This window comes from Staphylococcus sp. GDY8P47P (assembly GCF_016892225.1).
GTDB lineage: Bacteria > Bacillota > Bacilli > Staphylococcales > Staphylococcaceae > Staphylococcus > Staphylococcus borealis.
Window position 1 is genome coordinate 57,270 of record NZ_JAFENV010000011.1, and the last position, 22,617, is coordinate 79,886.

The following is a 22,617-nucleotide window of genomic DNA, read 5'->3' on the forward strand; positions in this document are numbered from 1 at the left end:
AGTAGCTGACTGAACTGAAAATGCGCTTAAATCAAGCTTTTTTCAGTTCTAGTCATCCTTGCGGAGGTGGGCCGGGCCCCAACACAAAAAATCACGAAAGTGATTTTACAAGCAAAGCAAGTTGGGGTTACGACGAATTTAAAAGAATTCTGTCCCACTCCCGTGTTTTTTCTATGAGATTTTTTTATGAGATTGTTTAGCTATTAACGCACCGCCTAGTAATAAGAAAATGCTACCTAATAATTGAGTGGATTGTTCACTGTCTGAATGACCAGTTTCAGGTAATGAAGATTGATCATCTGTACTATGATGGTTTTCTTGCTTTTGATCTGATTGAGACGATGGTACTTCATTAGATTTAACGTTACCAACATAGTAAGTATTTAATTCACGTGCACAATCTACGGAATTGACTTTTGTCGCTGCTTCTTGTCGGTCATCTAATTCAGCGGCATTCGCAATACCGTGTTCAACATATGTTTCTCCACTTTGAAGTCGATTGAAGTTACTGTATCTATCATTTTTATATTCGACTTGGCCATTTTTATAAACTTTATAGACACCTATACCAGCATTTGCCTTATTGTGGCTTTCAATTTTGAAATAGTCCCCTTTATCAATTGCTTTGTCAAAGTTTTGTAAATCTGGATTACCACCACTATTTGATAATGCTTCCGAAGCAATTTCTTGTGCATTGCCCTTCGTCACTACATCAGCTGCGAGTGCATGTTGTCCGTTAAACGCAGATAATATTACCGTACTTGTTAAAAGTGTTGACGCAAATAGAGAAACCTTCACCACAATGAAAACCCCATTTCATTATTTATCTTTTACAACATTAGTGTAACACTCAGATTTAATTAAAATAGGGGATTAAAGTAAACCATATTGAAACTTTAAATTAGCTTAAAGAACGGCGTATTTGTAAAGTTAAATTTACAATAGTAATGTTTTAATGACTATAAGCGATTGTTTATATAACATGCATAGTTATCAACTTACCATTTCTTTTTAGAAAAATAAGGAATCGACCATACCATCAATAAAGTGAATATCAAGTGTGCGATCATCCATAAGGCATACTCTACCCAATTAAATTGGAACAGTGTACGTTCAGCTAACGTAATAAGTAATGGGTATAAGATTAGAAAAATAATCATTAATAAGAGATAACTTAATTTGTATAAAGGTTTGAATAACAGATAAATGATTAGAAACGTTATGTAAATACAAAATCCAATAATGATATGAATTGAAAGTTCTAAAATAAGTGGTGTCTTATTAGGATCTGCGATGAAATCAATGTTGATTAATAGCAAAGTAAGGTGTGTCGTATGCATCACCACATCCATGACAAACATGATAAGTAATAATAAAATACTAATGAACAATGCACTAAGTAAGTGATAGCTGTAACGTAACATAATCATCAACCCTTCGAATGTGTTTAACAAGCTATTCCCTACAGTAAAACAACTTACACATTTTAAAAATTTAGAATATTTAAAAAATGATATTGACCCAAGCTTGATCCAATGCTAATATAATATCAATTCAATAAAACTTGTTAACTCTTATCAAGAGTGGTGGAGGGATGTGCCCTGAGAAGCCCAGCAACCGTCGTGTAACGAAATGGTGCTAATTCACATAAAGTAGACAATACTTTAAGAGATAAGAGAAAGTGTATCGATACTTTCTCTTAAATAATAGAAAGTATTTTTTTATGTCTTCTAACTATTTAAGAGTTGAAGTGTAGTTGAATCATTTTAAAAAAGAGGTGTCGATATACATGAGAAAATGGTTAAGTATGATCAGTATTTTAGTTTTAATTATCGTGTTAGCAGGATGTGGCAAAGATAAAGAGGATGATAAGACAATCACAGTTGCTGCTTCACCTGCACCCCATGGAGATGTATTGAAGAAAGCTAAAGAACAATTAAAGAAAAAAGGTTATGATCTAGAAGTTAAAGAGGTTAATGATTATAAAGTACCAAATAAATTATTAGATAAAGGCGATGTAGATGCTAACTTCTTCCAACACGTACCGTATCTAAAAGCTGAGAAGAAAAGTCATGGCTATAAAATAGAAGAATTAGGTAAAGTATTCACAACGCCAATGGGTGTCTATAGTAAAAAATATAAACATTTGAAAAACATTCCTGAAGGATCAACGATCTATGTTTCAAATAACCCTGCAGAGGAAGGACGATTTTTATCTTTCTTTGTAGATGAAGGTCTGATTAAGTTGAAAAAAGGTGTCAAAATTGAAGACGCCAAGTTTGAAGATATTGCAGAAAACAAAAAGAATTTAAAATTTAATCATCAACAAGGTGCTGAGTTTTTACCTAAAACATATAAAAACGGTGAAGGTGCAGCAGTCATTATGAATTCTAACTATGCTATTGATAATGGTTTAAAACCGTCTAAAGATGCAATTGTAATGGAAGGTAAATCATCACCATTTGCCAACATTATCGCAGTTCAAGAAGGACATAAAAATGATAAGAAGTTCCAAGAATTATTAAAAGTCATGCAATCTAAAGAAATTAAAGACTATATTCAAAAAGAATATGGAGACGATGTCATTCCTTACGAAAGTAAATAATCCTACAAGCAAAGCAAAATGGGAGCGGACGACGAATTTAAAAGAATTCTGTTCCGCTCCCTCATTTTTTTTAATAAATATTTATCATCAAAAATACTAAAAATAGCAAATTATAATTATTTTGATTATTCAGAAAATATTTACAAATCTGATAATTATTAGTAAGATATTGAATATTATCAATGAAACATTGTTTATTAAGATGGCCGGAGACTTTTCAAAGAGAGGGATGTAAAAGGGATGGTCGACTATGGGAGGATGAGTCAATATGAGTAAAGCAGAGGAATTAATACAAGAAGATGGGAAGTACTTTGCGGCATCAGGAAGAATTAAATATTACCCATTAGCCATTGATCATGGTTATGGTGCGACACTCGTAGATGTGGATGGTAAAGAATACATTGATTTATTAGCAAGCGCGAGCTCGCAAAATGTAGGGCATGCACCTAAACCGGTAATTGAAGCGATTCAGAAACAAGCTGAGAAATTGATTCATTATACACCTGCATATATGTATCATGAACCAGCAGTGAAATTATCTAAGAAACTATGTGATATTGCGCCAGGTGATTATGAAAAACGTGTGACGTTTGGATTGAGTGGATCTGACGCCAATGATGGCATTATTAAATTTGCGAGAGCGTATACTGGTAGACCGTATATCATTAGTTTTACGAATGCCTATCATGGTTCAACATTTGGGTCACTATCGATGTCAGCCATTAGCTTAAATATGCGCAAGCATTATGGTCCTTTATTAAATGGCTTTTATCATATTCCGTTTCCAGATAAGTATAGAGGTATGTATGAACAACCTAATCCTAATACAGTAGAAGCGTATCTTGCACCACTTAAAGAAATGTTCGCCAAATATGTGCCAGCAGAAGAAGTTGCATGTATTGTCGTAGAAACGATTCAAGGTGATGGTGGTTTGCTAGAGCCAGTAGAGGGTTACTTTGAGGCGTTAGAATCATTATGTCGTGAACATGGCATTTTAATTGCTGTAGATGATATCCAACAAGGACTAGGGCGCACAGGTACATGGAGTTCAATTGATCACTTTAATTTCACACCGGATTTAATCACATTTGGCAAATCATTAGCTGGTGGGTTACCGATGTCTGCGATTGTTGGTCGCAAAGAAATCATTGAAACGCTTGAAGCACCGGCGCATCTATTTACCACTGGTGCCAATCCTGTAAGTTGTGAAGCGGCTTTAGCAACATTGAAAATGATTGAAGATGAGGCATTACTAACTGCTAGCTCGGAAAAAGGCGCCTATGTACGCAACCGAATGGACAAATGGGTTGATAACTATCAATTTGTCGGAGATGTACGTGGTAAAGGTTTATCTATTGGCGTTGATATAGTGTCAGATAAACAAATGAAAACGAGAGCCTCAGAAGAAGCGCTAAAGATATGTAATTATTGCTTTGATCATGGTCTTGTACTGATTGCAGTAGCTGGCAATGTGCTTCGTTTCCAGCCACCATTAGTCATTACGTATGAACAATTAGACTATGCGTTAGATACGATAGAAGATGCGTTACAAGCATTACAAGATGGACAATTAGACAACTATAATATAGATGGACAAGGATGGTAATACATCAAGAAAAGGTAGCGAGACAATGGCATCATTGTCTCGCTACCTTTTCAATTTATTTGATGATATTAATCTTTCGGTACGATGTACTCTTCTTCTTCATTTTTCTTAGAATGTCGAACACCATAACTTAAATAGATGATGATACCAACGACAAACCAAATTAAAGTATATAGTTTAGCGTCGAAGCTTAATCCCCAGAATACAAGTAATACTAAAATGAATGTAATAATTGGTAGTACTGGGAAGAACGGTACTTTAAATGACGGTACGGGTAAATCTTTACCTTCACGTTTTCTTAGTCGATACATTGCAAGAGATACAAACATGAATGCAACTAATGTTCCGGCAGAAATAAGTTGTGCTAAGAATGCGAATGGGAACATTGAACCAATTAATACACCAATAATAGTAAGTATTAAAAGTGCTCTGTTTGGTAAGTGCTTATGGTTTAATTTAGATAACCATGATGGTAATAAACCATCACGACCGAATGAATAAAGTAAACGTGATCCTGCTAACATCATACCAATTAAAGCGGTGAACATACCTATTACTGAAATTGCTTGAATGACAGCCGCGATAATGCCATGACCACTTTGACGAAGTGCCCAACCTACAGGCTCTGCATTGCCAGCATATTTAGAGTAATGGAACATACCTACTAATACTAATGCTACACCTACGAATAACACAAGTGCTACAGCTAATGAACCAAGAATACCACGTGGCATGGTTCTTTGCGGATTGATTGCTTCTGCAGCGTTAGCTGCAATAGAGTCAAAGCCGATATAAGCTAAAAATATCATTGAAACCCCAGCATAAATACCTTGCCAACCACCGAAATCACCATTTTCAGTGACTTTATGTTCTGGGATAAATGGTACATAATTGGATGCTTGAATGGCTGTTAAACCTACGATAATGAATAATACAATTGCTAATACTTTTAAGATAACTAAGATGTTCTCAATACGTGCAGTCTCAGTCATACCACGTGATAAAATAATTGCAGTAATAATGATAACTACAGCCGCGATAATGTCTATGACGCCACCATCAGCGCCAAACGGATTGGATAATGCTTTAGGCAATACAATACCTAAAGGGGAAATAAGTCCTCTTAAATTTGCTGAGAATCCGGATGCTACAAAGGCAACGGCAATAAAGTACTCAGCTAAAAGTGCCCAACCTGCTACCCAACCTGAAAATTCGCCAAATAAAACGTTAATCCAAGAATACGCAGAACCAGCGAAAGGCATAGTTGATGCCATTTCAGCATATGAGAAGGCAACTAAACCTGCTACAATTGCTGCTAATAAGAATGATAACGCAACGGCAGGACCTGCATGTTCAGCTGCAACAACACCAGGTAATGTGAATATTGCAGTTGATACAATTGTACCAACACCTAATGCAAGAAAATCTCGAACACGTAATGTACGTTTCAAGTGCCCATCTTTATTTTGATAGATTGTGGGATCTTCTTTTCGAGTTAAATTTTTGAAAAAACTGGCCATAATCATGAACCTCCACTTACTTAATAAAATGAGTTATAAGATTAGCTTGTTAGCTCTAGAATATTTATTATCTTAGCATAAAACTTTATATTTTTGTCTAAAATTTCTGAAAATTTTAAGTTTTCTTACTTCTCATAAAATGACAGAGTATAACAAGGAAATTTTAAATGATAGATTTGATTATAACAGATTAAAAAGAAATAAAAACAACTAAAAAGAGTAAAATTATACTTAAAATATAAAAAGTGGTCTTTTAGCTGAGAATATTATGCTAAAAACTTAGAATAAGTCAAGTAATTAGACCTATTTTTAGCTGCTTTTTACTAAAAAATTAAACTTTGTTGACCTATTCCATTATGGAATAGGTTCTATCGAAAATATGTATTTTATTAATAGTTACGCACATACTATAATGAGTCATGTAATAAAGTTACATCATATTCAAATGCTTCTATTATGTGTAATAAATCCATCCCCTTATATTGTATCAACGCTTAAGTGTTGAACTTTATGATTTGTTACACCTCTTGACATAAATAGAAGACTCCCATCTCGCATTTGAATATGCATCCCTAACTGAGATTACTAGCAACAATGAAATAATGAAGTAACTTTAAATATAAAGAAGCCACAACTCATGTAACTAAGTCTTTCCCTCTTTTTCCCTTAAAAATAGACATGTATGTGGCTTCTTTTTAATATTAAAAAATAATTGGACTTTGAAAGGATATGAATTTAGATGACTAAAGAAAACTACTCTGCTGCAGATATGGTCATTGATACTTTAAAAAATAATAATGTGGATTATGTATTTGGTATTCCGGGAGCAAAAATCGATTATCTCTTTAACGCACTTGAAGATGATGGTCCAGAACTTATTGTGACACGCCATGAACAAAATGCTGCTATGATGGCGCAAGGAATCGGACGTTTAACTGGTAAACCAGGTGTGGCATTAGTTACAAGTGGCCCAGGCGTGAGTAACTTAACAACTGGATTATTAACTGCTACATCAGAAGGAGATCCAGTGTTGGCTATCGGTGGCCAAGTTAAACGTAATGACTTATTACGTATGACACATCAAGCAGTAGATAATGCTTCTCTTTTAAGATCATCTACAAAATATAGCGCAGAAGTACAAGATCCTGAGTCTCTTTCTGAAGTAATGACAAACGCTATCCGTACAGCGACTTCAGGTAAAAATGGTGCAAGTTTTATCAGTATTCCGCAAGATGTTATCGAATCACCTGTAACATCTAAAGCAATTGATTTATGTGAACAACCACAATTAGGTGTTCCAAATTTAGAAGACATTCAAGATGTAATTAAAGCGATAAAACATGCTAAATTCCCAGTGTTGCTAGTAGGTATGAGAAGTTCAAGTGAGAAAGAAACAGAAGCCATTCGTCAATTAGTTGCGAAAACAAATTTACCAGTTGTTGAAACATTCCAAGGTGCAGGTGTGCTTAACCGTGAGTTAGAAAATCACTTCTTCGGACGTGTAGGATTATTCCGTAACCAAGTGGGTGACGAATTATTAAGAAAAGCTGATTTAGTCGTTACAATAGGCTATGATCCAATTGAATATGAAGCAAGTAACTGGAACAAAGAACTTGAAACAGAAATCATTGTTATTGATGAAGTACAAGCCGAAATTACAAACTTCTTACGTCCTAAAAAAGAATTAATTGGTAATATTGCAGGTACGATTCAATTATTATCTGAGAATGTGCATGAACCAATCATTAATCAAAGTCGTTTAGATGACTTAGAACGTTTAAGAGCAGATGTTATTGAAGCAACAGGTATTAAATACACTCATGAAGATGGTGTGATGCATCCATTAGAAATTATTGAAACAATGCAAAACACATTAACTGACGATACTACAGTTACTGTTGATGTGGGTAGTCATTATATTTGGATGGCACGTAAATTTAGAAGTTATAACCCAAGACACTTATTATTTAGTAATGGTATGCAAACACTTGGTGTTGCTTTACCTTGGGCAATTGCAGCTGCGCTAGTACGTCCAAATACTCAAGTTGTGTCAGTAGCAGGAGATGGAGGTTTCTTATTCTCAGGTCAAGATTTAGAAACAGCCGTACGTAAAAAATTAAACATCATCCAATTAATTTGGAATGATGGTAAATATAATATGGTAGAATTCCAAGAAGAAATGAAATATAAACGTTCAGCTGGTGTTGAATTTGGACCAGTTGATTATGTGAAATATGCTGAATCATTTGGTGCTAAAGGGTTACGTGTTACTAGCCAAGCAGAATTAGAAGCAGCATTAAAAGAAGGCTATGAAACTGATGGCCCAGTATTAATTGATATTCCAGTTAATTATAAAGATAATATCAAGTTATCAACAAATGTATTACCAGATTCTTTAAATTAATTTTTAGATAAACAAACTTAGGAGTGAATATTCAATGAGTCACGTATTATATCAACATGGTACGTTAGGTACATTAATGGCAGGTCTATTAGAAGGAACTGCATCTATCAATGAACTATTAGAACATGGTGATTCAGGGCTAGCGACATTAACTGGTTCTAATGGTGAGGTTATCTTTTTAAATGGTGAAGCATTTCATGCCAATGAACATAAAGAATTTAAGAAATTGAATGGCGATGAAATGACACCATACGCAACGATTACACGTTTTGAAGCAGACCAATCTTATCAAACCTCAGATAAGGATTCTGAAAACGTATTAAATGAAGTTAAGGAACATATGTTAAGTGATAATCTATTTTCTGCAGTGAAAATAAGTGGCACATTTAAAAAAATGCATGTACGTATGATGCCTAAACAAGAGCCACCGTATACTAGATTGATTGATTCAGCACGTAGACAACCAGAGGAAACACGTGAAGATATTAAGGGAACAATCATTGGTTTCTTCACACCTGAGTTATTCCATGGTATTGGGTCTGCTGGTTTTCATATTCATTTCGCTAATGATGATCGCAACTTTGGCGGCCATGTATTAGATTTTGAAGTGGATGATGTCACAGTGGAAATTCAAAACTTTGAAACATTTGAACAACACTTCCCAATCAATAATAAAACATTTACAGAAACAGAAATTGATTATGCGGATGTTGATGCAGAAATTAGAGAAGCTGAGTAACTAATAATCATACCTAAAAGAGTCCGGGACAGAAATAATATAATGAAGCTATTTTGCAAATTCGCAGTAGCTGACTGAACTGAAAATGCGCTTAAATCAAGCTTTTTTCAGTTCTAGTCATCCTTGCGGGGGTGNNGAATTCTGTCCCGCTCCCTTTTTAATTTATAAAATATAATATATGACACAATATAAAATAATGGTATAATGACTTAGAATTTTATATTTATGGAGGTAGCCCTAATGCAATGTCCAAATTGTGGTCAGACATATCAACCAGGAGATCAATATTGCGGTAGTTGTGGTAAGAAATTAAATGATTCAACGCTCCAATCAACGCAATCAACAACAGAATCAGTCAATTCGGAGATTCAATCTGCAACGCATTCTAAAACAGTTAAACAAGAAGGTTTCAATGAAACACAACGTGATAATGCGTATGAACATGGTGAATTTGCACATAGATATATGTCTTATGAACACCGTTATGCTGAAGGTCCATTCACACTGAAAGTGAAAACAACATTTAATGAAAGTAAGTCATTTTTTAAACAAGCATTTACTGCTCATGATGCTGTAATTAAAGGGGAACATTCATTTAGCCATACGTTACTTGCTTCATTAGTCGTTATTGGTTTGATTATATTGGGAATGTTTTTACACATATTTTCAGCAAGTTTATTTGATGGTTATTTTGTTGATACTGCAACAATTATCTTGAAATACGTATTAACAATCCTGTTAGCGCTTGTGTTTTTACTTGTCGTAACATTTGGCGTTATTCGCTTAATGATCGTAGAACGTATTTTATTTAAAAAGGTATTATCAGATTATATATTGATCAATACACTGTCAGTCAGTGTGCTATTTTTAGGACTTGTTGTGTTTTTCCTTGAGTTCTATATTTTCAGTGGTATATTGATTGCGTTCTCTACGATTTTACTTATAACATCATCAATATACTTAATTTCGAAATATAGTGTGAATCATACACTGCGTATAGCGAGTTTTTATGGCATCATGATTTTCTTTGTCATTATAGCCTTCGCCATGCATTTGTTCGGATCAACGCTTGTTCATCATTATGATGATTTAGGTATTGAGATAGGGAATGTATTTAATGTTTGTTTTACTTTAAATAATTATTCAATTACAGGAATGATTAAGTGTGAATCATAATTGTCGCCAGTATATACAAGATGACGACCTTTGTTTACTGTATCTTCATGTTCATAGCGTGTTTTCATATTAGGTAAAGGTGTGCTATTATCTTTGATAACTTCGTTACCTTTAACAACAACTACTAAAGATTCACCTTTTTTAAATAATGTTCCTGATGGTAATAATTCTATTTCAACTGGCACGATTTCATTTGGGTTAACTTTTTGTTCGTGTTCATGTGTATGCCATGGTTGGGTAATTGTACGAAAACCAACAAAGTCGGTATAATTGTACAAAAACAAACATGTAAAGTGAGGTCTATAAAATGACTCAAGATCGTAGAATTAGGAAATCACAACAAGCGATTAAAAAGGCATTTATCAATTTATTACATAAGTATGATTTCAATGACGTTACTGTACAACAAATTACTGATTTAGCTGATATTAATCGCGGTACGTTTTATACGCATTACTTAGATAAATACGATTTGCTAGACAAAATGGAAGACGAACACGTAGATGTAGTGCGTACGTTTATTAAAGAAAGCAAACAAAGTAGTGGCGGGAAGTTCTCAACAGAGGATTTAAGACACATCATGGAATTTCTGATTGCACATATTGAGGATAATATAGCATTTTATCAATTAATGTTCAAAATAGGGACAGCGTCTAAATTGCATGAAAAATTATATGGCTTGCTAACGAACTATTTAAATAGTTTTACAAATACACAGGGTGATATTAGTGGTATTCCATTTTCTTATTTTATGAGTTATGTATCAGGTGCAGGACTATCATTCTTAAGACATTGGGTTGAGGATGGTAACCGTATCCCTAAAGAAGATTTAATTCAATATTTTTACGATATTGTTAATAATGGTCCAGCTACAATAATACAAAGAGAGATTAATAAATAATGTATGGCTTCTAATTACTGATATTAGTGATTAGGAGCTTTTTCAATTTAAAAAGATTTTTATAGATTGTTGAATTAAACATATATTATTGAGTTTTATATCATAGCATACGATGTATAATGAAACGCATAAAAATGAGGGAACCTATTACGTTGTTATGTATCTCTAACTCTATAAATCCAATTGGGAGAGAGGGGGAGAGCATGATGACAATAGATATAACGGTTCATCTCCCATTAAATGACATTCTATGTATCTTGGGTTATATAATTATTTTAATATTTGAAATAAAGTATAAAAAATAACGTTTTCTTAAGTCACAATTAAGAAAACGTTAGCCCAATAATAGAAATTGGAGATACATATTGGCTTACCTATAAGTCAGTAATATGTCCTTTATTTTTACACCTAGTTCCAAATCTCAAACGATCTAGGTGTTTTTTATTACAATTATTGTAGCATAACACTTGATGTTAAGCAATCTAAATAGAATCTTTGTGTCGTCTATATTTGACATATGCAGAAATGTCGTTTATATTTTACATATACCGTAATTAATAATCTTGAGGTGATCAAAGATGACCAATTTTCGAGATAAAACGATTAATCGACTCATCGGCGTAATGACTGAACGTGATGAGCGAGAAAAAGAAATGCTATACACACATGTTACGACAACTTTTGTTATTACTTATTTTGGCTTGCTTATATTAGCTTTCATTAGTTTAATCAATGATTATGTTGTGCAGCATGTTAATATACCAACCATTGGTGTATTCATTTTGTTCTTTATTGTGAATATAGTCTTATCGATAGGTATTCGAAAACATCATTTAGATGAAAATCGAGTTTATACTAAAGAAGCCTATCAAAGGGTGTTAAAAAAGCATAAGTTAAGTTGTTTACTCGGTGGTATCATGTTCGGTGTCATTATGAGTTTACTTAATTTAATGCGATTATATTTTTCTGATCAAAAGATTGAATTAGGATTTTTTATAACGATTAATTTGATGGCATCTTTAATTTTCGGTTTAGTCAGTTATTTTGCTGGTAAGCGTAAAATTGTTAAGGCATACAATGAAGGGGCGTATAAAGAATGAATAAATTTAGTAATGCGTTATTCAATTGGTTTACACAAAATCCTACAGGTCGAGATGAGCGTGAACAAGGTGTCCTTGAACATAAATTAGCGGTTATGTTTTTAATAACCTATATATTAATAGTTATTTTAGGTACAGTTAGTTTGATTATAGATATGATGAGAGAAACAGTAAGCTTCGGAACGGTGTGCTTATTAGTATTAAGTGTTATTTTAACATTTGCCTCTCTATGGATTAATAGAAAAAATCGTTTAGATGAGTTAAAAGCGACTTCTGCAGAAGCGTATAAATATTGGGTGAAGAAACTTGCATTAAAATGCGCGTTTTTAGTTGTTTATTTTGCAGTGATGATGTTTATTATTACTGGCGTTATCTTTCCGTATATTTTTAATGACGGGTTTGACTTTAAAGCGCAATTCATCCGATGTGTCATCTCTGGCGTGCTATTCGGAGGTGTCATGTTTATTTATTACATGATGATGTTGAAAAAAGAATATTAACGATGATTCGGCTCCTTAAGTATTATATAATAAATTTATATAATATTTAAGGAGTCATTTTATGTTAAACGCGGATCCAATTATTGCTAAAATGAAAAATCAAAAAATCAACTATGATCGAGTACTGAAAAAATTAATTCTTCAATGGGAAAGGGAAGGATTGAGACCTAAAATATTGCTACATAGTTGTTGTGCGCCATGTAGCACATACACGTTAGAATATTTAACAGAGTATGCTGATGTGGCGATTTACTTTGCTAATCCTAACATCCATCCTAAAAATGAATATTTAAGACGTGCTAAGGTTCAAGAACAATTCGTTAAAGATTTTAATGAGAAGACTGGAAAGCAAGTGAAATATATTGAAGCGGAATATAAGCCGCATGAATTTATGAAAATGGCGAAATCGCGTGGACTTACTGAAGAACCAGAAGGTGGCTTACGTTGTACTGCATGTTTTGAGATGCGTTTAGAGCTTGTTGCTGAAGCTGCTGTGAAATACGGCTATGATTACTTTGGTAGTGCCCTTACATTATCCCCTAAAAAGAATGCGCAATTAATTAACGAGTTAGGGATGGAAGTGCAACATTTATATGATGTGAACTATTTACCAAGTGACTTTAAAAAGAATAAAGGATATGAACGTTCAATAGAAATGTGTAATGACTATCACATTTTTAGACAATGCTATTGTGGATGTGTCTTTGCTGCGATGGCACAAGGGATAGATTTCAAACAAATCAATCAAGAAGCGAAAGATTTTTTACAACAATTTTAATTAAAATGACTCCTAATTTGAAGTTGAAGCATTTCAAATTAGGAGTCTTGTTTTATAATGTTCGATTAATAAACCGTATAATAGCTAAGACGGCAATCACAAATGCAGAAAGCAAACCTGCAATTTTTAATCCTTTTTTTTGTTTCTCAGGTTCTGGATCTTCATTTTCCATCATTTCAAGCAACTCGCGTTCGATTTCAAGATCAAGTGCGGTCTTCTTTTCGCCATTATAGCCAATGCTATTATCATCATTTGATGATTGATGATTCGGTTTAGATGATTGCGTTTGGTTTTTAGACGCTTGGTCTGCATTGTGTTTAGTATCTTTATCTTCTGCAGTCATACGCATACCCCTCCGGTAAACTAGTTATCTTTGGCTTTAGTATAGTACTTTTTAAAATTAAGTAAAGCTATATCACCATTATTATTTGGCATCTAAACCAATGATTTCACTTACATTGTTGTATCGATGTTGTTTTAAATATGCAGCGATGTCTTTATTAATCTTCTTAGTTAATCCAGGACCTTCGATAACTAATGACGAATAAATTTGAACGAGAGAGGCACCATTTCGCATCATTTGAATGGCATCTTTAGCACTAAATATACCGCCTGTGCCGATAATTAAGAATTCACCTTTAGTTTGTTGGTATGCCCATTTCACTAATTCTAAATTTCTTTTGAAAAGGGGACGCCCACTTAAGCCACCGTCTTCTACTTTATTCGCAGATGTTAAACCATCACGTTGTCGTGTTGTATTCGCTAGAATCATACCATCAAATGTTTCAGTAATCGCTGGTAAAATCGTTTTAAATCCATCAAGCTCTAAATCAGAAGTTAATTTTAAGAAAATAGGGACATTTACTTCTGTATGCGCTTTGAAATCTTTTAATGCTTTGCATAACATTGAAAACTCATCTTTATCATGGAAACTTTGTAAGTTCTCAGTGTTTGGTGAACTAATATTAACTGTAAAGAAGGATACATCTGCTTTAAACGTATCAATCACTTTAATGTAATCTTGATAGCGATCGTTGTATGGCGTCGTTTTGTTTACACCAACGTTTAAGCCAACAGGAATTGTGTATGAATGGCGACGTAAATTCCATAACGCACGGTTCATACCAATATTGTTAAAGCCCATACGGTTAATTAAGGCATTATCTTCTACTAGACGATACATACGTGGTTTCGGATTGCCATCTTGAGGTTTTGGAGTAATACCACCTAATTCAAGTGCACCGAAGCCAACATTTTCAAGTGCTTTAGGGACTTCACAAGATTTGTCAAAGCCTGCAGCTAAGCCGATTGGATTATTAAATGTAATACCTTTGATTGTTTGCGTTAATGATGGGTCTTCATAATTAAATAGTTTATGCATCACAGGTAATAAGAAAGCACGCTTCTGTGCGAGTTTCAAAGCGTCGATCGTCATACCGTGTGCTTTTTCAGGGTCAAATTTAAATAATAGTGGTTTAATTAGTTTATACATAATAATGCTCCTATTTCATTGTATTTGAGGCTTACTATCCTCATTTAATATCATTGAAAAAACATTCCTCTCTAAGACTAGCATGTTCAACAATAATTGCATAGTTAATTTAAAGACTGTTTGAAAATTTGCCTTAACTAAAATCGATATAAGGACATACGATTAGTTAACACATTTTCAGGAAATATAATATAGTAAGAAGATGTATGCGAAGGAGGATTCATCATGAAGAAAGATTGGCAAGCACAGCTACCATTAGACCAAATCAGTGATATTTCACCAGTCAGTGGTGGAGATGTCAATGAGGCATTCAAAGTAACGACTACAGATGATGTGTATTTCTTGTTAGTTCAGCGTAATCGAGATAAGACATTCTATGCAGCTGAAATTGCTGGACTCAATGCATTTGAACACGCAGGTATAACGGCACCACGTGTCATTGATAGTGGTGAAATCAATGGGGATGCTTTCTTGATATTAAGTTATTTAGATGAAGGAACAAATGGTAGCCAACGTGAATTAGGACAATTAGTAGCAAAAATGCATAGCCAGCAACAACAAGATGGTCAATTTGGATTCGATTTACCACATGAGGGTGGAGATATTTCATTTGATAATTCATGGTCAGAGTCATGGGTTGAAATCTTTGTCGAACGTCGTATGGATCACTTGAGAGATGAACTGATGCGTAAAGGGTTATGGAATGCCGAAGATAATAAAGTATATGAACAAGTCCGTACTGTGATGGTAAATGAATTAGAGGATCATCACAGCAAACCATCGTTGTTACATGGAGATTTATGGGGTGGCAATTACATGTTTTTAACGGATGGACGTCCAGCGCTATTCGACCCGGCTCCGTTCTATGGAGATAGAGAGTTTGATTTAGGTATTACGACGGTATTCGGTGGCTTTACCCAAGCATTCTATGATGAATATGAGAAACATTATCCTTTGGGAAAAGGTGCACGTAAACGTTTAGAATTTTATAGATTATATTTATTTATGGTTCATTTACTTAAATTTGGTGGAATGTACGCAAGTAGCGTGAACCGATCAATGGATGAAATATTAGCATAGAAAAAAATTATGGAGGCATAGGTATCAATGTACCTGTGCCTCCGTAATTTTTAATCTTCTTTAATTGTTTTTAATAATTGTTTGCCGTTATCATATAACATTTTTTCAAGTTCATGTCGTGAGATGAATTCAGTTGTTTCCAATTCATCTGCTAATATTGTAACGACTTGATCTGTTGTATACGGAGCATCTGAACCATATACAATTTTATTCATATCTACACTTTGAGCAATATTTGGAAGCTGATAAGGTAAGACTTTTCCAGCTAAATCAAAGTATAACTCTTTCATAACTTGTTCTAAATCATCAGGTTGACGCTCACTTCCAAACATCTTATTACCCATTGCAACACGTTGCGCAATGACAGGAAGTAATGCACCACAATGTGGAATAATCCACTTAATATTTGGATATTTGCTAAACACATTATTTTGGCTCATATAAATGACTGTGCGTGTGGTATCAAAGATGAATTCCATTAATGGTGCAGGAACAACGTCGCTCATTGCTTCGATATTCGGCTTAGGTTCATTCGGATGAAGTGCAACAACGGCATGACGCTCATCTAATTTAGCTAAGACTTTATCTAGGCGGTCATCACCAATATAAATACCTCGTGCATTTGTAGGCAAGGTGAAACCTAAAGCACCTTGTTGATCTAATGCGGTATCAATCGTGGCGATACTTTCTTCAACCAATGGTAGTGGTAACGTCGCAAAGAAACCTAATTGCTCTGGATATTTGTGTGTAAATTCAGATGCATACGCATTGACTTCTTTAGCTAAGTCAATCATTTCTTCATCTGGCGCCACACTGATATGTGGGCTCGAAATAGATAGCACACCATATTCAATGTCCATACGTGTCATTAATGCTAAATAACCTTCAGGTGAGAACTTCGGTGTTGCTACGCCATCACCTTTGCCGTCGAAATAATCATCTAGAAATTTCGAGAATCCAGGTGATATATAATGTGCATGTAAATCAATTTTCTTCATATTTTATTACGCTTCTTTCTCTTTTTCTTTAAAAGTTAGCCAATCATCAATTTCAGCATAATAGGCATTGACTTCGTTCGGTCTATCAATACCTTGTAGCTCACTATTCACATCATAGCCAATGGCATTTAATGCATAAGATAAGCAAGCATAGCTTGGACGATAATCTGCAAAGTCACCCTTTGGCAAATTAATCGTCGTTGGTTTAACCGGTGTTAAGCTATCTTTCTCGTATATACATTCAAGACGTGTAATATACCAAACGCCTTGTTTATCTTGTTCGAGACAATATACTAATTTGGCATCTGATTGTAATTCCATTTCAACATTTTGAATAGAAAGGCGTGTTTGAATGGTCGCTTGCATAATTGCTACAGCACGTGTGTCATTAATCCAAACTTGGGAATTATGGATTTGATGAGGGGCATAGCGATTCATTGCTTTAGATGAAGCGACAAACTCACTACCATTACCTTTAAACCATGAAATATTGATATAAGAATTATTTGCGAAACATGTTTCCATGCTTTCCCATAGGGCATTATCACGACAGAAACGTTCAAATTGAATGAGCTCAAGAATATCTTCTTTAGCTAGTAACGTTTCATTCGTATAAGGTTTATTTCTCGTGAAAAGCACTAAAATGACACTCCTTTAATTCAAATTAATCCCACATTTCAAGTAATACGTTAGCGAAACCTTCAGGTTCTTGAACGTATCCTAAGTGACCCCCTGGAATGTCGATGATGTTGATACCAGTTTCTTCAGAAATGAAGAAGTTAACTTCTTGAGGGAATGAACCTTTTGAAGCTGTACCATTTAATAAAGTAATGATGTCTTTATGTTTTTTGAAATCATCAATTGAAATATCAGATTCTGTATATTGACGAATTTCATATTTGAACCAACCTAACATTTCATCGAAACGTTTTTTACTGTCAGCATCATTTTCAGCTTGAGCTGGTTTTGACATGTATTGTTGATCTAATTTACTTATTTGTAATGTTTCGCCAAATAATTTCATTGCTTGAGGCATACCTTCATTAATCGCTATATCAATGATTTCAGCGTTTTTATCTTGCCAATATGTCGCATCTGGTAAAAATGTGTTAATTGGTGGTTCGTGGAATGCGATTTTTTTTTCGACATCAGGATGTTCTTTTAAAACGTGCATTGCTACGATTGAACCTGAACTTGAACCTAATACGTAAACGGGTTCATCACTTAGTGATTTCGCTAATTCAGCGATATCTTGTGCGTCACGTTTAACACGGTAACGACTATCTGGATTAATTGCTTCTTCAGGAAGTGGTTCAGTTAATTCACTTTGACCATAGCCGCGGCGATCTACAGCGACAACTGTGAATTTATCTTTTAATTGTTGTGCAAGTGGCATGAAGATATCTCCAGTTCCGTTTGCACCAGGGATGAAGATGATAACAGGACCATTGCCCACTTTGTGATAACGTAATTTAGCGCCTTGTAATTCTAATGTTTCCATTTATAAAACCTCCGATAAAAATTAATTTTAAGATAAAATATTGAATCGATATGATTTAAGCTTAGATTGTATTAACCCAATTATTTATCTAAGCCTAATAATTTAGCACCATTGGTATAACTTATTTTCTCTTGTTCTTCTTCAGTTAAACCTAGTTCGCTTAAGAATGTTCCTAGTTGCTCTGGCTCTACATATGGATAATCCGCTGAATATAAGATTCTATCAATACCGACTTCTGCTTTGACTAAATCAAATTGTGGTTTCGTTAACATACCACTTGGTGTAATGTAGAAATTATTTTTGAAATAATGACTAATTGGATGTTGTAGGTGATCTGCAAATAAAATGGCATCCATTCGTTCTAAGAAGAATGGTACAAATTCGCCCCAGTGTCCAATAATAATATTTAAGTTTGGATGACGATCAAATATACCTGAAAGTACTAAATGAATTGCATGAATACCTACATCAACATGCCAACCATAACCGAAACAAGCGAATGTAGCTGCTGTTACATCTGGATAGTTCCCTTTGTAGTACGCTTGATACACGTCACTTTGTACTGGAGATGGATGTAAATAGATCGGCGCGTTTAATGCTTCCGCGGCGGCGAATAATGGTTCGTATGCATCTTGATCAAGGAAACCGTTTTTAGGGTGTCCCATAATTAAGGCACCTTTGAACCCTAAGTCATTGATACAACGTTTAAATTCTTCAACTGTTGCCTCTGGTTCATTAATTGGTAACGTCGCAAACCCAACAAATCGATCTGGATATTTTTCAATATATTCTGCTAATGTATCATTCGTTTTTTTACATAAATCAATTGCGCGTTGTCCTTCTAAGTTTGATGGCGCACCATTACCATAGGATAATACTTGCATTTCAACATCATGTTTATCCATAAATTCAATACGTTTGTCGTGGTGTGATATTTCATCTGCATCTGTGAAACCAGATTTTTGTTCAAGACCTTCAAGCATTGTTTTCATTGGCACGCCCTTAGGGTCAGCGGACATATGTTTCATTGTTTCCTTTTGAATTTCTTCTACAACATAATGTTCTTCAAAGTTAATGGGAGTGGGACAGAATTCTTTTGAATTCGTTGTCCGACCCCCGCAAGGGTGACTAGAACTGAGAAAAGCTTGATTTAAGCGCCTTCTCAGTTCAGTCAGCTACTGCGAATTTGCTAAATAGCATTATTATATTATTTATGTCCCAAACTGCTCCTAAAATTTAAATAATTATTCAAAATTACCAAGGCATAGTGCCATTGCCATCAATAAAGGTACCTGTAGGGCCATCTGTATCAATAGTTGCAAGTTGAACAATAGGGATGATGCCTTCAGATGCAGGTTTAGAATTGTTACTAAAATCTCCAACTAAATCCGTGTTGGTTGAACCTGGATCTGCAGCATTGATTTGCATATGCGGTAATCCCTTCGCATATTGTACGGTCAACATCGTTACGGCAGATTTTGATGAACAATAAGCTAATGAATTCACTTTAGATTCTTGTGTATCAGGGTTTGTTACCATGCCGAATGAACCTAAACCACTACTTACATTGACTACAACAGGTTGTTCAGATTGTTCAAGAAGTGGTATGAAGGTGTTCATCATACGTACGATACTAAAGACGTTTGTGTTATACACTTTCTCCACGTCTTCAACAGTTAAATCAGCAGGTTTAGCGAAACCACCAGAGATGCCTGCATTATTGACTAATACGTCTAAACGACCTTCTTTATTTTCAATGGTTTTATAAGCATTTTGAACTGAAGCGTCATCGGTAACATCTAGTTGCACATAATCTATGCCAAGTGCTTCAGCAGCTTTTTGACCGCGTGCTTCATCACGAGAACCAATATAAACTTTATGTCCTTGTTCCTTTAGTGCTTTCGCAGTTTCAAAGCCTAACCCTTTGTTGCCGCCAGTGATTAACGTGATTCTTTCCATTATTTCGTCACCTCTGTAGGTAAATATAGTTTGATTAAATTATTTCTAAATGTTTCATTAGAAAGTTGTCGTTCGTTTTTTTGAAATTCAAAGGTCTCAGTTGTTAAAGATTTTAATAGCATATCTGTTTTAAATATTGCCCAAGATTCGTCTGTATAATCATTAAATAAATCAAAGTAATATTGATTCAAATGTTTGAAGAAGTCACTTTCACGGAACAACTGGGCATTATCTTTACCTTCAATACAATGTAATAAACCACTATTATCCGTTTTAAATTTTAAAAATATATCCAGCGAATGGGCCATGATATCAGTTTTAGATGCATAGTGTGATTTGATTTCTAGCATTTGTGTCATAATGTCATCGAAGTCATGTTCGATAATGCGATAGCATAGGTCACTTTTATCTTTGAAGTGACGATAGAGTGTACCCATACCAATATTCAATTCCTTAGAAATTCTATTCATACTTACATATTCAACGCCTTCGGAATTAAATAATTCTAGTGCTTTGTCTTCAATACGTTGTCGATTCTTTAATGCATCCTTACGCATCATATCACCTCTTAAATAGATTTCGTTGACAAACGGATAACTGTCCGTTTATTATAAATCTTGTTAATGATGAATACAAATATAAAGGGTTAATTAATTTATTTTTTGAAAAGAGGGGTAAATATGTCATTAAATAAACATCAAAGACACGTGACGAGTGAAGAGTTGAAAGCACATTTCCATGAATCAACATTAAGTATTGAAAATATTGCTCAAGAAATGAATATTTCTATTGAAGAAGTGGAAAGGGTATTAGACATGGATGCCCCAAATGGTTTCTTTGGCAATAAATTGCAAACATTTATACACTTAGTGTGGGATGTTCGTGATTTAATCAATGACAACATTAGACAAAACGGTGCTCAACCTGAAGATTATACGTATTTAAAAGGTGAAAAAGAAGATTATTGGTTTTTACAATAGGAGAGATAAATAATGAGTAAAAGTATATTAGTTATTGGTGCTACAGGAAAACAAGGTAATGCTGTGGTAAAACAATTATTAGAAGATGGTTGGCATGTTCGTGCTTTTACACGTAATCAACATAATGAAACGTTGACTTCAATCGGTAATGACCATTTAGAGATATTTGAAGGCGATTTAAGTCATCAAGATAGCTTAACAAAGGCTATGGAAGGTCAATATGGTGTTTATAGTGTTCAACCTATTATTGTAGACAATGTAGAAGAAGAATTACGACAAGGTAAGATGATAATTAAAACGGCGGAACAACAAAATATCGAATATGTTGTTTATAGTACTGCGGGTGGTGTCAATCGTGATCGTACAGGTCCACATTTCGAAGCCTTGGCTGATATTGAAAATGAACTTAAAGACAGTACATTGAATTACACTATCATCAAGCCTTCGTTCTTTATGGATAACTTCTTAAGAATTACTAAAGTAGAGAATGGCGAAATTGTAATTCCTGAATTTATCGATAGAGATGTTAAATTTGCGATGATTTCTTCAATCGATATCGCTAAAATTGCTGCCAATGTGTTTACGAATACTGACAAATATAACCACCAAGCGATTGAAATCGCTTCTGATGAACTTACATTAAAAGAAGTTGTAAAAACATTTGCTACGGTGACAGGTAAACCTACAGAAATTAAAGGGTCATTTTCAAGTGGCACGGCTGAACGTGGTTGGCTAGAAGAAAAAGGGTATGTGATTGATTTTAATCAAATGGATGAGATCAATCCCGGTCGTTTAACGTTAGAACAATGGATTAATGAAGTGAACTTTTAATTTTTTTAAAATGAGGGGGGAGACTATGACTCAGTCAATGTGGTTTAATTTACATGTCGAAGATTTAGAACGTAGCGAGCAATTTTACAAAAATTTAGGGTTTGAGATTAATAAAAATCCAGATATGCTAGACAAAATGGTTGGTATTAAAATCGGACAAACGATTATGATTTTAATTGAAAATAACCATTTTGAAAAAGTGACGCATGAATCAGTTTCAAAACAACCTAATGAAGTCATCATATCTTTAGGTGTAAAAACGACTGATGAAGTGGATGAGTTAATGCATAAAGTGGAAGTGCTAGGCGGTAAAGTGATTGATGAGCCTGGGACTTATCAAGGATATTACGGTGCAACTTTTGCAGACCCAGATGGACATAAATATAATTTCTTAGTTTGTTAGTTCAATTAATTTTATAAAATACGCTAATTAATATACGCCCCAAA

Annotated in this window: 24 protein-coding genes, 1 pseudogene and 1 riboswitch; of the genes and pseudogenes, 13 read left to right on the plus strand and 12 right to left on the minus strand. The window is 34.3% G+C overall.

Going from position 1 to position 22,617, the window contains the following annotated elements:
• Positions 1 to 171 precede the first annotated feature (171 nt).
• On the minus strand, positions 172 to 801 hold the full coding sequence (locus JVV30_RS03325) for a cell surface protein (protein ID WP_070854774.1): 630 nt from the start codon (positions 799 to 801) through the stop codon (positions 172 to 174).
• A 197-nt stretch (positions 802 to 998) separates the two neighbouring features.
• Positions 999 to 1,430, minus strand: coding sequence for a hypothetical protein (locus JVV30_RS03330; protein WP_204193554.1), 432 nt, complete (start codon positions 1,428 to 1,430; stop codon positions 999 to 1,001).
• A gap of 141 nt (positions 1,431 to 1,571) precedes the next feature.
• Positions 1,572 to 1,678: riboswitch (SAM riboswitch) on the plus strand.
• A 111-nt stretch (positions 1,679 to 1,789) separates the two neighbouring features.
• On the opposite strand from JVV30_RS03330, the gene JVV30_RS03335 reads away from it, so the two are divergent.
• Together JVV30_RS03335 and JVV30_RS03340 are read left to right on the plus strand one after the other, a co-directional pair.
• Entirely contained in the window at positions 1,790 to 2,605 is an 816-nt protein-coding gene (locus tag JVV30_RS03335; protein WP_204193377.1) for a MetQ/NlpA family ABC transporter substrate-binding protein, read from the plus strand.
• A gap of 268 nt (positions 2,606 to 2,873) precedes the next feature.
• Entirely contained in the window at positions 2,874 to 4,211 is a 1,338-nt protein-coding gene (locus JVV30_RS03340) for an aspartate aminotransferase family protein (RefSeq protein ID WP_070854777.1), read from the plus strand.
• A 68-nt stretch (positions 4,212 to 4,279) separates the two neighbouring features.
• Here the strand turns inward: JVV30_RS03340 and JVV30_RS03345 are convergent, their stop codons facing one another.
• A complete protein-coding gene (locus JVV30_RS03345; RefSeq protein WP_204193379.1) occupies positions 4,280 to 5,731 on the minus strand; it encodes an APC family permease in 1,452 nt (483 codons plus the stop codon).
• A 739-nt stretch (positions 5,732 to 6,470) separates the two neighbouring features.
• Here JVV30_RS03345 and alsS point away from each other — a divergent pair.
• The 3 genes from alsS to JVV30_RS03360 all read left to right on the plus strand — a co-directional run bounded on the left by alsS (position 6,471) and on the right by JVV30_RS03360 (position 10,050).
• The gene (gene alsS / locus JVV30_RS03350; protein ID WP_204193381.1) at positions 6,471 to 8,135 is read left to right on the plus strand and encodes an acetolactate synthase AlsS; all 1,665 of its coding nucleotides are present in this window, start codon (positions 6,471 to 6,473) and stop codon (positions 8,133 to 8,135) included.
• A gap of 34 nt (positions 8,136 to 8,169) precedes the next feature.
• Complete coding sequence (budA, locus tag JVV30_RS03355) at positions 8,170 to 8,874, plus strand: acetolactate decarboxylase (RefSeq protein WP_053028893.1); 705 nt, start codon at positions 8,170 to 8,172, stop codon at positions 8,872 to 8,874.
• A 240-nt stretch (positions 8,875 to 9,114) separates the two neighbouring features.
• The gene (locus tag JVV30_RS03360) at positions 9,115 to 10,050 is read left to right on the plus strand and encodes a zinc ribbon domain-containing protein (RefSeq protein WP_239469302.1); all 936 of its coding nucleotides are present in this window, start codon (positions 9,115 to 9,117) and stop codon (positions 10,048 to 10,050) included.
• Here JVV30_RS03360 and JVV30_RS03365 read toward each other — a convergent pair.
• A pseudogene (locus tag JVV30_RS03365) lies at positions 10,014 to 10,295 on the minus strand (CocE/NonD family hydrolase C-terminal non-catalytic domain-containing protein); the annotation flags it as partial. The gene JVV30_RS03360 and the pseudogene JVV30_RS03365 overlap by 37 nt on opposite strands.
• Positions 10,296 to 10,357: 62 nt before the next feature.
• Between JVV30_RS03365 and JVV30_RS03370 the strand changes: the two are divergent.
• The 4 genes from JVV30_RS03370 to JVV30_RS03385 all read left to right on the plus strand — a co-directional run bounded on the left by JVV30_RS03370 (position 10,358) and on the right by JVV30_RS03385 (position 13,329).
• A complete protein-coding gene (locus JVV30_RS03370) occupies positions 10,358 to 10,951 on the plus strand; it encodes a TetR/AcrR family transcriptional regulator (RefSeq protein ID WP_070854781.1) in 594 nt (197 codons plus the stop codon).
• Positions 10,952 to 11,529: 578 nt separating this feature from the next.
• The gene (locus tag JVV30_RS13195; protein ID WP_239469303.1) at positions 11,530 to 12,051 is read left to right on the plus strand and encodes a hypothetical protein; all 522 of its coding nucleotides are present in this window, start codon (positions 11,530 to 11,532) and stop codon (positions 12,049 to 12,051) included.
• Complete coding sequence (locus tag JVV30_RS03380) at positions 12,048 to 12,551, plus strand: hypothetical protein (protein ID WP_204193385.1); 504 nt, start codon at positions 12,048 to 12,050, stop codon at positions 12,549 to 12,551. The genes JVV30_RS13195 and JVV30_RS03380 overlap by 4 nt, the downstream gene beginning before the upstream one ends.
• Before the next feature lie 61 nt (positions 12,552 to 12,612).
• Positions 12,613 to 13,329, plus strand: a complete 717-nt coding sequence (locus tag JVV30_RS03385; protein WP_070854783.1) for an epoxyqueuosine reductase QueH — start codon at positions 12,613 to 12,615, stop codon at positions 13,327 to 13,329.
• A gap of 52 nt (positions 13,330 to 13,381) precedes the next feature.
• Here JVV30_RS03385 and JVV30_RS03390 read toward each other — a convergent pair whose 3' ends face one another.
• Together JVV30_RS03390 and JVV30_RS03395 are read right to left on the minus strand one after the other, a co-directional pair.
• A complete protein-coding gene (locus tag JVV30_RS03390) occupies positions 13,382 to 13,672 on the minus strand; it encodes a hypothetical protein (RefSeq protein ID WP_070854784.1) in 291 nt (96 codons plus the stop codon).
• An 81-nt stretch (positions 13,673 to 13,753) separates the two neighbouring features.
• The gene (locus JVV30_RS03395) at positions 13,754 to 14,821 is read right to left on the minus strand and encodes a quinone-dependent dihydroorotate dehydrogenase (protein ID WP_204193386.1); all 1,068 of its coding nucleotides are present in this window, start codon (positions 14,819 to 14,821) and stop codon (positions 13,754 to 13,756) included.
• Between the two features lie 225 nt (positions 14,822 to 15,046).
• Here JVV30_RS03395 and JVV30_RS03400 point away from each other — a divergent pair, with 225 nt between their 5' ends.
• A complete protein-coding gene (locus tag JVV30_RS03400; protein WP_204193387.1) occupies positions 15,047 to 15,901 on the plus strand; it encodes a fructosamine kinase family protein in 855 nt (284 codons plus the stop codon).
• Between the two features lie 50 nt (positions 15,902 to 15,951).
• On the opposite strand, the gene JVV30_RS03405 is transcribed toward JVV30_RS03400, so the two are convergent.
• The 6 genes from JVV30_RS03405 to JVV30_RS03430 form a co-directional block, all read right to left on the minus strand.
• Positions 15,952 to 16,899: an amidohydrolase family protein gene (locus JVV30_RS03405; protein ID WP_070854787.1), complete on the minus strand. Its 948-nt coding sequence runs from the start codon at positions 16,897 to 16,899 to the stop codon at positions 15,952 to 15,954.
• A 6-nt stretch (positions 16,900 to 16,905) separates the two neighbouring features.
• Positions 16,906 to 17,538: a nuclear transport factor 2 family protein gene (locus JVV30_RS03410; protein ID WP_070854788.1), complete on the minus strand. Its 633-nt coding sequence runs from the start codon at positions 17,536 to 17,538 to the stop codon at positions 16,906 to 16,908.
• 25 nt (positions 17,539 to 17,563) lie between these two features.
• The gene (locus JVV30_RS03415) at positions 17,564 to 18,400 is read right to left on the minus strand and encodes an alpha/beta fold hydrolase (protein WP_204193388.1); all 837 of its coding nucleotides are present in this window, start codon (positions 18,398 to 18,400) and stop codon (positions 17,564 to 17,566) included.
• A gap of 80 nt (positions 18,401 to 18,480) precedes the next feature.
• Positions 18,481 to 19,428 (minus strand): amidohydrolase family protein, encoded by a 948-nt coding sequence (locus tag JVV30_RS03420; protein WP_204193389.1) that lies wholly within the window; start codon positions 19,426 to 19,428, stop codon positions 18,481 to 18,483.
• A 226-nt stretch (positions 19,429 to 19,654) separates the two neighbouring features.
• Entirely contained in the window at positions 19,655 to 20,359 is a 705-nt protein-coding gene (locus tag JVV30_RS03425) for an SDR family NAD(P)-dependent oxidoreductase (protein ID WP_070854793.1), read from the minus strand.
• Positions 20,359 to 20,916, minus strand: a complete 558-nt coding sequence (locus JVV30_RS03430) for a TetR/AcrR family transcriptional regulator (protein ID WP_070854795.1) — start codon at positions 20,914 to 20,916, stop codon at positions 20,359 to 20,361. The genes JVV30_RS03425 and JVV30_RS03430 overlap by 1 nt, the downstream gene beginning before the upstream one ends.
• 123 nt (positions 20,917 to 21,039) lie before the next feature.
• On the opposite strand from JVV30_RS03430, the gene JVV30_RS03435 reads away from it, so the two are divergent.
• Genes JVV30_RS03435 through JVV30_RS03445 form a run of 3 tightly spaced genes read left to right on the plus strand, consistent with a single transcriptional unit; the run spans position 21,040 to position 22,573 of the window.
• Positions 21,040 to 21,339 (plus strand): DUF2316 family protein, encoded by a 300-nt coding sequence (locus tag JVV30_RS03435; RefSeq protein WP_053016373.1) that lies wholly within the window; start codon positions 21,040 to 21,042, stop codon positions 21,337 to 21,339.
• A 12-nt stretch (positions 21,340 to 21,351) separates the two neighbouring features.
• The gene (locus JVV30_RS03440; protein WP_070854798.1) at positions 21,352 to 22,170 is read left to right on the plus strand and encodes an NmrA/HSCARG family protein; all 819 of its coding nucleotides are present in this window, start codon (positions 21,352 to 21,354) and stop codon (positions 22,168 to 22,170) included.
• A 25-nt stretch (positions 22,171 to 22,195) separates the two neighbouring features.
• Positions 22,196 to 22,573, plus strand: a complete 378-nt coding sequence (locus JVV30_RS03445) for a VOC family protein (protein WP_053016375.1) — start codon at positions 22,196 to 22,198, stop codon at positions 22,571 to 22,573.
• Positions 22,574 to 22,617: the final 44 nt, after the last annotated feature.